Source organism: Myxococcus vastator (assembly GCF_010894475.1).
GTDB classification, from domain to species: Bacteria; Myxococcota; Myxococcia; order Myxococcales; family Myxococcaceae; genus Myxococcus; species Myxococcus vastator.
The window spans coordinates 1-12,157 of the sequence record NZ_JAAIYB010000250.1 but is presented as its reverse complement, the minus strand read 5'-3'; the positions used below and the strand labels follow the sequence as shown (position 1 = coordinate 12,157).

Sequence of the window (12,157 nt, the reverse complement as noted above, 5' to 3'; positions counted from 1 at the left end):
CTTCAAGCCGCCCCTTCCGCCGAGCCGCCTCCGGCCCCCGCTGACGCGGATGCCGAGGACGAGGAGGACGACGACGAGGAGGACGACGACGAGGTGGACCTGGCCGAGGCGGGCCTGGACGACGTCGTCCTGGGCGCCGAGGCCGCGCTGGCCGCCGCCGAGGCCGAGGACGCCGCCGAGTCCCGGGGCGAGGACGTCGAGGAAGTCCCCATCGTCCTGGAGCCCGAGCCGGAGCCGACGCCCGATGAGCGCGCGCTGCGAGCGCCCCACGTCCGGCCCACCGGTGAGCCGGCGGAAATCGACCCCGACGAGCTGGACCCGGACGCGCTCAAGGTGGTGCTCCGCCTGCACCAGCACGGCCATCAGGCGTACATGGTGGGCGGCTGCGTGCGCGACTTGCTGCTGGGGCGCAAGCCGAAGGACTTCGACATCGCCACCAGCGCGACGCCGAACGAGGTGCGCGGCATCTTCCGCAACTGCCGCCTCATTGGCCGGCGCTTCCGGCTGGCGCACGTCTACTTCAAGGGCGGCAAAATCATCGAGGTCTCCACCTTCCGCGCGAACCCGACGGAGCTGGAGCCCGCGGCCACCGGGGGGGAGGAGGACGGGGACGGTGAGGACCTGCTCATCACCCATGACAACGTCTTCGGCACCGCGCAGCAGGACGCGCGCCGGCGTGACTTCACCATCAACGGCTTGTTCTACGACGTGGCCGAAGGGCGGGTCATTGACTACGTCCGTGGCCGCCGTGATTTGGATGAGCGCTTCATCCGCACCATTGGCGACCCGGAAGTGCGCATGCGCGAGGACCCGGTGCGCATCCTGCGCGCCGTGCGCTTCGCGGCGAAGCTGGACCTGGACATCGAGTCGCGGACGTACGCGGCCATGGAAGGCGCGGTGGAGGACTTGCCCCGCTGCGCCCCCGCGCGCCTGCTGGAGGAGACGTTCCGCCTCATCCGCGGCGGCGTGTCCGCGCCCGCGCTGAAGCTGCTGGACGCGCTGGACGCGCTCAAAATCCTGCTGCCGCCCGTCAACGCGTACCTCAAGCTGCACGGCAAGGAGGGGGAGAAGACGTTCTACGCCTTCGCGGAGTCGCTGGACCGGCGCGTGGCCGCGGGCGAGGCGCTGGATGACGCCATCCTCCTGGCGATGTTGCTGATTCCCATCAGCCGCTCGACGGGGCCCGAGGAGTCGCAGGAGGGCCGCCCGTCCGTGTCTCAGGTGGTGGAGGATTTGCTCGCGGGCTTCGTGCAGTCCGCGCGGCTGCCGCGCCGCATCGCCGAGCGCTGCCGCATGTTGCTGCTGGCCCAGCGCACGCTGTCCGGTGAGCGCCGCCGCCGCAGCGCCGCCTTCAAGCGGCACCCGCTCTTCAGCGAGGCCCTCACCGTGTTCGAGATGACGGTGGAGGCCACGGGAGAGAACCGCGAGCAGTTGGAGGCGTGGAAGGCCGGTGAGGTGCCGCAGCCGCGCGCCGCCGCCGCGGACGGCGAGGAGTCCGACGCGGGAGGCCAGCGCAAGCGCCGCCGCCGTCGCCGCCGCCGTCGTCCCTCGGCGAGCGGCGCGTCCGGTGAGAGCTCCGAGCCGAGCGACGCCTGAGTCGAAGTCGCGTCCGGGGTGTGAGGGCGCCGGCTCGTCCTCCGAGCCGGGCGATGCCTGCGTCGAAGTCGCGTCCGTCAGGCCTGGGACCGCACCGTCAGCAGGCGTGAGGGCTCACCAACGCCGGGCCCTCAGTCCTTGGGCCCGCCCTTTTCCACCGGGCGCTCGGAGCGGTGTTCGGCGCTGTCGGTGGCCTCGCTGCCGGCGATGTCCGCGGTGGTGATGGCCTTGCTGCCAAACCGCTCGGCAATCCTGTCCAGCGCCGCGTTCAGCTTCGCGGTGCGCGGCGCGGCGGCGGGGAAGAGGCCCAGTTGGGGCGGCGCTTCATCCAACTGCACGCTGACGCCGGTGAGGCGCAGCGGCTTGCCCTGGTGCGACTTGTCCAGCAGCTCCAGCGCCGCGCGGTAGAGCGTCTGCCCGTCATCCGTGGCCTCGCGCAGCGTGGTGCGCCGGGTGATGAGCGTGAAGTCCGCGAACTTCAGCTTGAGTTGCACCACGCGGCCCTTCAGCGCCGCCCGCCGCAGCCGCCGCGCCACGCGCAGGGCCTGGGCGTGGATGTGTGGCTTGAGCGCGTCCACCCCCACGAGGTCTTCGTCGAAGGTGTCCTCCGCGCCCACGCTCTTGGCGGCCCGGTCCGGCACCACCGCGCGCGTGTCGATGCCCTGGGACAGCTCCCAGAGGTGCCGTCCGCTGGAGCCCAGCCTGTCTTCCAGCCAGTCCAACTCCCGGTGGGCCACGTCGCCAATCGTCTTCAGCCCGGCGAGCCGGAGCGCCTCCTCCGTCTTCGGCCCCACGCCCCACAGGCGCGACACCGGCAGGCCCGCGAGGAAGGCCACCGTCTCCTCGGCGCGCACCTCCCGCTGGCCATTGGGCTTGGCGAGGTCGGAGGCAATCTTCGCCACGAACTTCACCGTGGCCACGCCCGCGGAGGCGGGGAGGTCCAGCTCGTCGGCAATCTCCTTGCGGATGCGCCGGGCGATGTCCGCGGGCGTGCCGAAGAGGCCCACCGACGCCGTCACGTCCAGGAAGGCCTCGTCCAGCGACAGCGGCTCGATGAGCGGCGTGTAGCGTTCGAAGATGGCGAATACCTGCTCGCTGGCCTCCGCATACGCGGCGAAGCGGGGCTTCACGACGAGCGCATGGGGCGCGGCCTTCGTCGCACGGGCCATGGGCATGGCGCTGCGCACCCCGAAGGGGCGCACCTCGTAGGAGGCGGCGACCACGACACCGCGCTGCGCATGCCCGCCCACGATGAGCGGCTTGCCCCGCAGGGCCGGGTTGTCCCGCTGCTCCACGGACGCATAGAAGGCATCCATGTCCACGTGGATGATGGCTCGCATCGTGTGAGTCACTCTAGCGGGGCGCTCTGACGCCTGCGGAGCACCTGGGGTTCGAGACACCGCGGCGGGACGCTGGACCTGGGGCCCTGGCAACAGGTGATGGGCGAATCGTGGAAAGCCCTCAGTCCGGCTGCTCGCCGTGGGGCAGGGGCAGGCCATGCCGCTCCAGCTCGGCGCGGAGCTCCGGGGGCAGGGGACTGTGGACCGTCAGGGGCCGCAGCGTCCGCGGGTGCGTCAGGCCCAGGGAGCGGGCGTGGAGGAAGAAGCGGCCCAGCTCCGGGGCCTCGCGTCCGCCGTAGAGGCTGTCCCCGACGATGGGCGCGCCAATGCCCGCCAGGTGCGCGCGCACCTGGTGCAGCACGCCGGTGAGAATCTTCACCTCCACCACGCTGAACTCACCCGAGCGCGACAGCACGGTGAACTTCGACACCGCCTCCCGGGCGTCCTCGGCCCCGTGGGGCGCGGGCTCCACGCGGTCCGGGTGCCGGGGATGATGACGCAGGGGAATGTCGATATCGCCCTCGTCCGTCAGCGGCCCCGTCACCAGCGCCAGGTAGCGCTTGTCCACGGCGCGGCTGCCAAAGGCCTCGCGCACGGCGCTCCACGCCTCTCGCGTCCGCGCGGCCAGGACGACGCCGGAGGTCTCCACGTCCAGCCGGTGGCACAGGCCGCCCTCGCGCGCGTCCACGGAGGCCTGGGCGCATTCGGGGTAGCGGGCCACCAGCGCGTTGGCCACCGTGCCCGTCTCCCCGGACTGCAGCGGGTGGGACGGCCGGCCCGCGGGCTTGTCCACGAACACGAGCGAGTCGTCCTCGTGCAGCACGATGAGTGGGATGTCCGCGTCGGGCACGGCCTCGCGTGATTCTTCTTCCACCTCGACGGCGATGTGCTGCCCGGCGGTGAGCGTGAGGCCCTTCTTCGCGGGGCGGCCGTTCACCTTCACCGCGCCCGCCTCGAAGAGGCGCTTGAGTCGCGCGCGGGAGAGGCCCAGCGCTTCACCAACGAAGAGGTCCACCCGCTGGCCCGCCTTGTCGGCGTCCACGGTGAGGGTGTGCAGCTTGGAGGGGTTCACTCGGACAGGGCCTCGTAGACTTCCTCGGCCGTCTGGAACCGGTCGTCCGGCTCCTTGCGGATGAGGCGGTGGGCGACGCGCGCGAGCTGCGGATCCCCGTGAAGGTTCAGCGCCAGCACGGGGGGCGGCTCCGTCTCCAGCACCTGGCGCCAGAGCTCGTGCGGCGTCTTCGCGTCGAAGGGGGGCCGCCCGCTGAGCAGCTCATAGAGGATGACCCCCAGGCTGTACAGGTCGGAGCGTCCATCCAGGGGCTCGCCCAGAATCTGCTCCGGCGCCATGTACCGGTAGGTGCCCACCAGCTTGCCGGCCTCGGTGATGGCCGCGTCGTCCGCCAGGAACTTGGCGAGCCCGAAGTCCATCAGCCGCACCTGCCGGTCGTCGTCCACCATGATGTTGGACGGCTTGAGGTCGCGGTGGACCAGGCCGTGGCCGTGGATGTAGGCCAGGGCCTCGCAAATCTGGAGCATGGCGTCCTTGAGACGTCCCATGCGCTCGGGCCGGTTGAGGTCCTCTTCGCGCACCCCGCGTGCCGGCTCCTCCTCGGGCTCCGGGCCGCGCGGCATGGGCGGCGGCAGGTCGAAGCCCTCCAGCGAGTCATCCGAGCCGAGGCCCGCGTGCGGGCTGGCCTCGGAGGAGAAGCTCTCCAGCTCCTCGCTGGGCGGCTCCTCCGCGAAGGCCTCCAGTCCGAAGGTGCCGTCATGCGGGCTGTCGTCCGAGTCATCCATCGAATCGGAGAAGCTCCGGCTCAAGGGGCCGAAGTCATCGTCCGCGGTCCGGAGGACGGACAAGGGGCTGCGCGGCGTGTGGTTGCCCGGAGGGGTATTCCGGTCACCGCTGCTCAGGTCGAGGTAGTGGCGGAGGGTGAGCCCTTCGATGAGCTCCATGGCCAGGTACGGCACGCCCTGGTGCACGCCGGACTCGAACACCTTCACGACGTTGGGGTGAGACAGGTCCACGAGTGTGTCGAACTCGCGCGCGAGCCTGCGCGCGGCACGCGCGTCCCGTGCGGGGCCGGCTGAGAGCAGCTTCAGCGCGACCTCGTCGGTGGTGCGGCGGTCCAGGGCCCGATAAACGGTTCCTGCCCCGCCACTGCCAAGCGTCTCCAGAACGCGGTAGGGACCAATGTCCTTCGGGGGCATGGGGTGCCGAAATCCTACGGACCACGTCACGTCAGGGTCAACGTTGGCAGCGCCTGATTGCTCGGCGCCCGGCAGAACCGGCGGCAAGAGAGGTCGACTTTACGGTTAAAACACGGAGAGCGCGACTTGGGGTGGGGCGGGAAGTTCCAGTGACGCGAAAGCCTGCGTCAGGCGGTGGCCTGGGGACGCTCCTGCTGACGAAGGTCGAGGGCTAAGTGCTTTGGAGAAGACGGTTGTGCTCAAGGACATTCGCGCGCCCCTGCTGGCGTAGAGCCGCCTGTCGGACTCGCTGACTTCGTACAAGACCTCGTCGTCGGGATAAGAGTCCCGGAGCAATTCACAAAGGCGCTCATCACGCGCGCGCTCGCTGGTTGCGCGCTCCGTACCCCGGCACTCTTTCCCGAATTCTCGCCGCCCCTTGGTGCTGAGCGCGTTGCGAAGGCGGCAGTAGGGGATTGGTGAGACATTCAGCTCCCGACGGAAACTTTGGTGGGAAGGCTTGGAGTCAATCCCATACGGAATTCGAAGGACACGCAGTTGGGGGCTGCGCGGAGTTCAGGTCAATATGGCGTCGTGTGAGGAATGGCGCGATTCCATTGCCGGAGGCTTCGTAGGAAGCTCACTGTCCTGCTTGCGTTGACAGGTTCGGGAAAACGTTCGCTCTCGGCGGCGCAATCAGGAGTTTGATGGGCGCTGTTCGCGTGCGCGGGTGTGTCACGCGGACACGCTCGGCGGTGTGGCACCTCCATGCGCGTCGAGGATGCCCGTCGCCAGCGTCAGGAGCCTCTTCCGAAGTGCATCCGGAGCGAGCACCTCGAAGCCCGTGCCGACGTCGCAGAGCTGACCCAAGGCAATCGCTTCGCGCTCGAAGTCGACGACCACCGTCTTGCGTCCATCCGCCGCGAGCGGCGCGGCGTCCAGCCGTGCTCCATCCGCTGCCGGCCGAATCCTCCGCAGCGCCTCCAGCGCCTCCGGCGTCAAGCGCAGCGTGACTTCGTACGTCGCGCGCTTCTCCGCGAAGCGTGAGCACCACGCCTTCCAAAATGACGGCAGGTCGAAGCGCGCCGGCCGGACGAAGGTCTCCGGGCGCATCCGTGCCCCCTCCACGCGCGAGCCTCGATACACACGCGGTTCCTCCTCGCCCGTGCGCGCGACGAGGTACCAACGGTCCGCCTTGATGACGAGCGCATACGGGTCCACCACCTTGCGGCTCGGCTTGCCCTCGAAGTCCCGGTACGTCAGGGACACGCGGCGGTCCTGCCAGACGGCGTCACGCAGTGTCGCCAGATGGGGCACGGCCTCACGCTCCGGAAACCACGACGACGCATCCACGTGAAGCCGCTGACGTGCGTACTCCAGCGCGGGTTGCTGGAGCGCGGGCAGGGACGCCGCCAGCTTCACCAGTCCCGAACGCAGCGCCGATGTCAGCCCCAGATCATCCAGGGCCCCCGGTGCCGCCACGGCCGCCAGGGCGTGCAGCTCCGTTCGCGTGAAGCCCGTGAGCTGAGTGCGCCAGCCTTCCATCAACGCCACGCCTCCCGCGGCGCCTCGGGTGGCATACACGGGCACGCCCGCGCCGGACAGCGCGTCGAGGTCCCGGTGGATGGTCCGTTCGGAGACCTGGAGCTCCCGTGCCAGCTCGCCCGCCGTCATCTTCGGGCGCGTCTGGAGGAGCAGGGTCAGGCTGACGAGTCGGTCGGCGCGCATGGGCAGGTTCCGAAGCGAAGTCTACGCGGGGAATCATGACACCAGATGTCAGGATTCCCTCGCCAGGCTGCGAACATGAACCCACAGCGGTCCACAGTCCCCGTGGGCCTGGAGGAGTACCCGCCATGAAGCCACTCGAAGGACGCATCGCCCTGGTCGCTGGAGCCACCCGAGGCGCGGGGCGCGGCATCGCCACCATGCTGGGAGAGGCAGGCGCCACCGTGTACTGCACCGGGCGCAGCGTGCGCGGCCGGCCCGCGACGGGCTCGCGTCCGGAGACCATCGAAGAGACGGCCGAGCTCGTCGACGCCAAGGGCGGCCGGGGCATCGCCGTCCGTGTGGACCACTCCGTCGAAGCGGAGGTCGAAGCGCTGTGCGCGCGCATCCAGCGGGAGCAGGGGCGGCTCGACATCCTGGTGAACGACATCTGGGGCGGCGACGGACTCACCGAGTTCGGCCCGGCGTTCTGGAAACAGTCCGCCGCGAAGGGGCAGCAGATGTTCGAGCGCGCCGTCTTCACGCACCTGCTCACCAGCCGCCACGCCGTGCCGCTCATGCTGGGCGGCGAGCGGGGGCTCGTCGTCGAAATCACGGACGGGGACTCGTTCGGCTATCGCGGCAACCTCTGGTACGACCTGGTGAAGCTGTCCGTCATCCGGCTCGCCTTCGGGATGTCCCGGGAGCTGCGCCGCACGAACGTCACCGCGCTGGCGCTGACGCCCGGCTTCCTCCGCTCCGAGGAGATGCTGGAGCACTTCGGCGTGACGGAGGCGAACTGGCGCGACGGCGCGGCGAAGGATCCGCACTTCATCGCCTCGGAGAGCCCTGCCTACGTGGGCCGGGCGGTGGCGGCGCTCGCGGCGGATCCAAACGTGGGCGCCAAGGCCGGCCGTGTCTTCGGCTCCTGGGCCCTGGCCCGCGAATACGGCTTCACCGACGCCGACGGCTCCCAGCCGCACTGGGGCGACTATTTCGCGCGCGCCTTCGGCACGCCGTACCGGGTCGCGGACGAGGACGCCTACACGTCCTGGCGCGACGGCCCCATGGAGCTGGCGAGCCCGGATTGGCCGCTGGGCTGAAGGGTCCTCCAGCGAACGGTTGCTCACTTTGGCCTACACCGGGCGGTCCCTCTGACAGGGAGCGGCCACCCACCGCCACCGGGCGACCGGCCAGGGGCCGACCGTGACGGTTGGGGCACGCGCCCGTGGACGGCGCGCGGCGGCATCGCTAGGGTGCGCGGCTTCATGGACCGCCCCTCAGTGATTTCCACCCTGGAACAAGCCGTCAAGGCCCGGCCGATGCCGCGCCACGTGGGCATCATCATGGACGGCAACGGGCGATGGGCGGAGTCCCGAGGTCTGCCCCGGCTGGAGGGGCACCGGGAGGCGACGTCCAGCGTGCGAGAAGTGACGCGCACCGCGCGCCGGCTGGGCATCCAGGCGCTGACGCTCTATGCGTTCTCGTCGCAGAACTGGGCGCGTCCGGCGGAAGAGGTCGCCGGGTTGATGGACCTGCTGCGGGAGTACCTGGAGCGCGAGCGCCCCGAAATCCTGGACAACGGCATCCGCCTCAACGCCATTGGAGACGTGGACCGGCTGCCGCGCTACGTGCGCGACCCGTTGGATCGGCTCCGGGCCGACTCCGCGCACAACACCGGCATGGTGCTGTCGCTGGCGCTGTCCTACGGCGGGCGGGAGGAGATCCTCCACGCCGCGCGGCGGCTGGCCGAGGCCGTGGAGCGTGGAGAGCTGGCGGCGGGACGGGTGGAGGAGAGCGACTTCGAGCAGTTCCTCTGGACGCAGGGATTGCCCCCGTTGGACCTGATGGTGAGGACCAGCGGCGAGCTGCGCGTGTCCAACTTCCTGCTCTGGCAGATGGCGTACGCGGAGATGTGCTTCACCGACGCCTTGTGGCCGGACTTCCGTACTGACGAGTTCCTCCGCTGCGTGTCGCAGTACCAGCAGCGTGAGCGCCGCTTCGGCCTCACGTCCGCTCAGGTGCAGCGGGAGGACGCTCCTCAGCAGGCCAAGGCGTGAACGACAAGAACCGAAACCTCGTCATCCGCGTCGTCTCCGCGGTGACACTGCTGCCGCTGGTCCTCCTGCTGCTGTTCCTCGGTGGTTACTGGAGCGCGGCCCTGCTGGGCGCCGCCGCCGCCGCGTGCGTGGGTGAGTACTACCTCATCGTCCAGAAGCGCCTGACGGTGGCCTCCTGGGTGGGAATGGCCTTCGCCGCGGTGCTGCCCTTCCTGCCGCTGCGGGACGCGGCGCGCACGGGCGAGACGGCCTTCTGGCTCACCATCGTCTTCGCGTTCTTCGCGTGGATCTACCACCTCTTCAAGGGCCCGCTGGCGGAGGCGCCCACCCGCACGGCGCACCTGGTCAACGGCTTCCTGTACGGCGCGGTGGGCCTCACGGCCATGTCCGCGCTGCGCCTGTTGCCCGACCACGGCATGGCCTGGGTCATCTGCGCGCTGGTCATCACCTGGGCCAATGACACCGCCGCCTACTTCTTCGGGCGGTTCCTGGGGAAGCACAAGCTCTACCCGGAGGTGAGCCCCAACAAGACGTGGGAGGGCTTCTTCGGGGGCATGCTGGGCTCGGTGGGCGGGATGTTCATTGCCCAGCAGTTCTTCTTCCCCGTGTTCACGGCGTGGGACTGCGTGCTGCTGGGCATCGCGGGTGGCATCCTGGGGCCGGTGGGCGACCTGTGTGAGTCCATGCTCAAGCGGGCCTACGGGGTGAAGGACTCGGGCTTCCTCATCCCCGGGCACGGGGGCGTGTTGGATCGCATCGACGCGCTTCTGTTCAACGCGCCCCTGGTGTTCGTCTACGTGCAGTTCATCCGGGGCCTGCTGCCCTAGGGAGCGCCCCTTCCGGTTGCCCGTCTGCTCGGAGGGCCCGGTTGCGCGTTGTCCGCCTGGGCGCCCACGATTACTGTTGCGCCCATGCTCCAAAACATCGGGTTCTTCGTCATTCTGCTCGGCGTGCTCGTCACGGTGCACGAGCTTGGCCACTTCCTGGTGGCGAAGGCCTGTGGTGTGAAGGTCCTGAAGTTCTCCATTGGCTTCGGACCCAAGCTGATCGGCTTCACCAAGGGCGAGACGGAGTACCAGATTGCCCTGCTGCCGCTGGGCGGCTACGTGAAGATGGCGGGGGACATGCCCCACGAGGAGCTCAGCCCGGAGGAGGCCAGCCGGGGCTTCCTGGCGCAGCCGCCGTGGAAGCGCGGCCTCATCGTCCTGGCGGGGCCGGCCTTCAACCTCATCTTCCCCATCCTCGTCTATTTCTTCGTCTTCCTGGGCCCGCACCAGGCCACCTCCACCTACGTGGGAACGGTGAGCGAGGGCATGCCCGCGGTGGCCGCCGGCATCCGCCCCGGAGATCGCATCCTGTCCGTGGATGGCGAGCCGGTGCGCACGTTCAATGACATGCGGGAGGCGTTCGTCGGCCGCTTCGAGCGGCCCGTCCCCATCGTCCTGGAGCGCAACGGCCAGAAGCTGACGCTGGACGTGACGCCCACGAAGAACGTGGAGACGTCCCCCATCGACACGGTGGAGCGCGGCTCCATTGGGGTGGAGGCCGTGTCGAAGCCGCCCATCGTCGGCGTGCCGCCGGGTTCGGTGGCGGAGCAGGCCGGGCTGCGGACCTTCGACCGCATCCTGGCCGTCAACGGCGTGAGCGTGGAGACGGAAGCGCGCTTCCAGCAAGAGCTGGACAAGCACGCGGAGGGCACGCCCCTGGAGCTCACCCTCCGGCGCATGGACTCCGTGGCCGCGGGCGCCGTGACGGGGCGGGCGGCTTCCGTGCTGAAGCTCACCGTGCCGAAGCAGCCGGGCGTGGGGCTGGCGACGGTGGGCGCGGAGACGTCCGACCTGTACCTGGCCACCGTGGCGCCGGGGAGCGCGGCGGAGAAGGGCGGCCTGCGACCCGGAGACCGCATCATCGCCCTGGATGGCGAGAAGCCGGAGTCCTTCGTCAAGTTCTCCTCGAAGCTGAACGCCCTGAAGGAGCGCTCCTTCCAGCTGACGTGGCGGGGCGCGGAGGGCGAGCGCACGGAGACGCTGGCGCAGGCGCCGCTGAAGACGGAGGACGAGCTGGGCACGGCGAGCGCGCCCATCGTCCTGGGCGTGCGCAACTGGGTGCTCTCCGCGGCGGACATGCCGGTGCTGGACGAGGTGACGGTGCACCTGGGGCCGGGCGCCGCGCTGAAGCAGGCCGCCCTCATCGTCCCGAAGATTGTCGGGCAGATGGTGCGGGTCCTCGGCGGGCTGCTGGTGGGCTCGGTGCCGATGAACACCGTGGGCGGCCCCATCATGATGTACCAGCTGGCGTCCAAGAGCGCCGAGCAGGGCCTGGACAGCTTCCTCCACCTGATGGCGCTCATCTCCATCAACCTGGGGGTGATGAACCTGCTGCCCATCCCCGTGCTGGACGGCTTCCACCTGCTCTCCGCCGCCTGGGAGGGAATTCGCCGCCGCCCCATCCCTGTTCGCGTCCGCGAGGTGGCCAACATGGTGGGGCTCGCGCTGCTCGTCCTGCTGATGCTGTTGGCCGTGACCAACGACATCACCCGCTAGAGGACGCATGCGAGGACTCGCCGTTGCCGGACTGCTCTGCCTGGGTTTCACCTCCGCGTGCGCCTCGCGCGCGGCCAGGCCCGACCCGGCGGAGGACGCCGCCCGCCCGTCGAAGTCGCCGAAGTCCCGTGGTGGCTCGCCCGGGGTGACGCGGCGCGGGCAGATGCCGCGCTCGTACCTGGGCGAAGGGCTGGCCTCGTTCTACGGCCCCGGCCTGCACGGGCGGCCCACCGCGAGCGGGGAGCGCTTCGACCAGGAGGCGATGACGGCCGCGCACCGCAAGCTGCGCTTCGGCTCGTGCCTGCGCGTGGTGAACATGGAGAACGGGCGCGCGGTGAAGGTGCGGGTGAATGACCGGGGCCCCTTCATCGACGGGCGCATCGTGGACCTGTCCAAGGGCGCCGCCCGGAAGCTGGGCATGCTGGACAAGGGCGTGGTGCGCGTCCGGCTGTACCGCTGCGAGGACCGGGTGTCGGAGATTCCGCAGGCAATGTGGGCCGCGCCGGTGTAGTGAGCCGTCCCATGTTTCTCTCGCTGGACACCTCGACGTTGACGTTGTCGCTGGCCCTGGTGGAGCGAGCGCCCGGTGGCGCGCTGCGCACGCTTGAGCACGTGGTGGTGGGGCCGCCGCGCAAGCAGAGCGAGCTGCTGCCCGGCATCGTCGGGGAGCTGCTGGAGCGCCATGGCGCCACGCTGCCCACCCTGGAGGGGCTGGTGGTGGGCC

General features: G+C 70.1%; 10 protein-coding genes and 1 pseudogene. 7 read left to right on the top strand and 4 right to left on the bottom strand.

Going from position 1 to position 12,157, the window contains the following annotated elements; translation table 11 throughout:
- On the top strand, nt 1-1,596 hold a 1,596-nt coding region (pcnB, locus tag G4D87_RS23010; protein WP_163784361.1), incomplete at its 5' end, for a polynucleotide adenylyltransferase PcnB.
- Nucleotides 1,597-1,727: 131 nt separating this feature from the next.
- On the opposite strand, the gene dinB is transcribed toward pcnB, so the two are convergent.
- The 4 genes from dinB to G4D87_RS22990 form a co-directional block, all read right to left on the bottom strand.
- Nucleotides 1,728-2,936 (bottom strand): DNA polymerase IV, encoded by a 1,209-nt coding sequence (dinB, locus tag G4D87_RS23005; RefSeq protein WP_163784360.1) that lies wholly within the window; start codon nt 2,934-2,936, stop codon nt 1,728-1,730.
- A gap of 121 nt (nt 2,937-3,057) precedes the next feature.
- Nucleotides 3,058-4,008 (bottom strand): RluA family pseudouridine synthase, encoded by a 951-nt coding sequence (locus G4D87_RS23000; protein WP_163784359.1) that lies wholly within the window; start codon nt 4,006-4,008, stop codon nt 3,058-3,060.
- Complete coding sequence (locus G4D87_RS22995) at nt 4,005-5,147, bottom strand: serine/threonine-protein kinase (RefSeq protein ID WP_163784358.1); 1,143 nt, start codon at nt 5,145-5,147, stop codon at nt 4,005-4,007. The genes G4D87_RS23000 and G4D87_RS22995 overlap by 4 nt, the downstream gene beginning before the upstream one ends.
- A 714-nt stretch (nt 5,148-5,861) precedes the next feature.
- Entirely contained in the window at nt 5,862-6,854 is a 993-nt protein-coding gene (locus G4D87_RS22990; RefSeq protein WP_163784357.1) for a helix-turn-helix transcriptional regulator, read from the bottom strand.
- Nucleotides 6,855-6,979: 125 nt separating this feature from the next.
- Here G4D87_RS22990 and G4D87_RS22985 point away from each other — a divergent pair, with 125 nt between their 5' ends.
- The 6 genes and pseudogenes from G4D87_RS22985 to G4D87_RS22960 all read left to right on the top strand — a co-directional run.
- Nucleotides 6,980-7,933 (top strand): SDR family oxidoreductase, encoded by a 954-nt coding sequence (locus G4D87_RS22985; RefSeq protein WP_163784356.1) that lies wholly within the window; start codon nt 6,980-6,982, stop codon nt 7,931-7,933.
- A 165-nt stretch (nt 7,934-8,098) separates the two neighbouring features.
- Entirely contained in the window at nt 8,099-8,890 is a 792-nt protein-coding gene (gene uppS, locus G4D87_RS22980) for an undecaprenyl pyrophosphate synthase (protein ID WP_163784355.1), read from the top strand.
- Nucleotides 8,887-9,717 carry a phosphatidate cytidylyltransferase gene (locus G4D87_RS22975; RefSeq protein ID WP_163784354.1) on the top strand — a complete coding sequence of 277 codons (831 nt, stop codon included), beginning with the start codon at nt 8,887-8,889 and terminating at the stop codon, nt 9,715-9,717. The genes uppS and G4D87_RS22975 overlap by 4 nt, the downstream gene beginning before the upstream one ends.
- 84 nt (nt 9,718-9,801) lie before the next feature.
- Complete coding sequence (gene rseP / locus G4D87_RS22970) at nt 9,802-11,433, top strand: RIP metalloprotease RseP (RefSeq protein WP_176410733.1); 1,632 nt, start codon at nt 9,802-9,804, stop codon at nt 11,431-11,433.
- Nucleotides 11,434-11,440: 7 nt separating this feature from the next.
- Nucleotides 11,441-11,944 carry a septal ring lytic transglycosylase RlpA family protein gene (locus G4D87_RS22965; RefSeq protein WP_163784352.1) on the top strand — a complete coding sequence of 168 codons (504 nt, stop codon included), beginning with the start codon at nt 11,441-11,443 and terminating at the stop codon, nt 11,942-11,944.
- 11 nt (nt 11,945-11,955) lie between these two features.
- Nucleotides 11,956-12,157: pseudogene (locus G4D87_RS22960) on the top strand (tRNA (adenosine(37)-N6)-threonylcarbamoyltransferase complex dimerization subunit type 1 TsaB); the annotation flags it as partial.

Coding starts and splice junctions, on each gene's coding strand:
- rseP (WP_176410733.1), top strand. CDS start 9,802: ATGCTCCAAAACATCGGGTTCTTCGTCATTCTGCTCGGCGTGCTCGTC.
- dinB (WP_163784360.1), bottom strand. CDS start 2,936: ATGCGAGCCATCATCCACGTGGACATGGATGCCTTCTATGCGTCCGTG.
- uppS (WP_163784355.1), top strand. CDS start 8,099: ATGGACCGCCCCTCAGTGATTTCCACCCTGGAACAAGCCGTCAAGGCC.
- G4D87_RS22995 (WP_163784358.1), bottom strand. CDS start 5,147: ATGCCCCCGAAGGACATTGGTCCCTACCGCGTTCTGGAGACGCTTGGC.
- G4D87_RS22965 (WP_163784352.1), top strand. CDS start 11,441: ATGCGAGGACTCGCCGTTGCCGGACTGCTCTGCCTGGGTTTCACCTCC.
- G4D87_RS22985 (WP_163784356.1), top strand. CDS start 6,980: ATGAAGCCACTCGAAGGACGCATCGCCCTGGTCGCTGGAGCCACCCGA.
- G4D87_RS22990 (WP_163784357.1), bottom strand. CDS start 6,854: ATGCGCGCCGACCGACTCGTCAGCCTGACCCTGCTCCTCCAGACGCGC.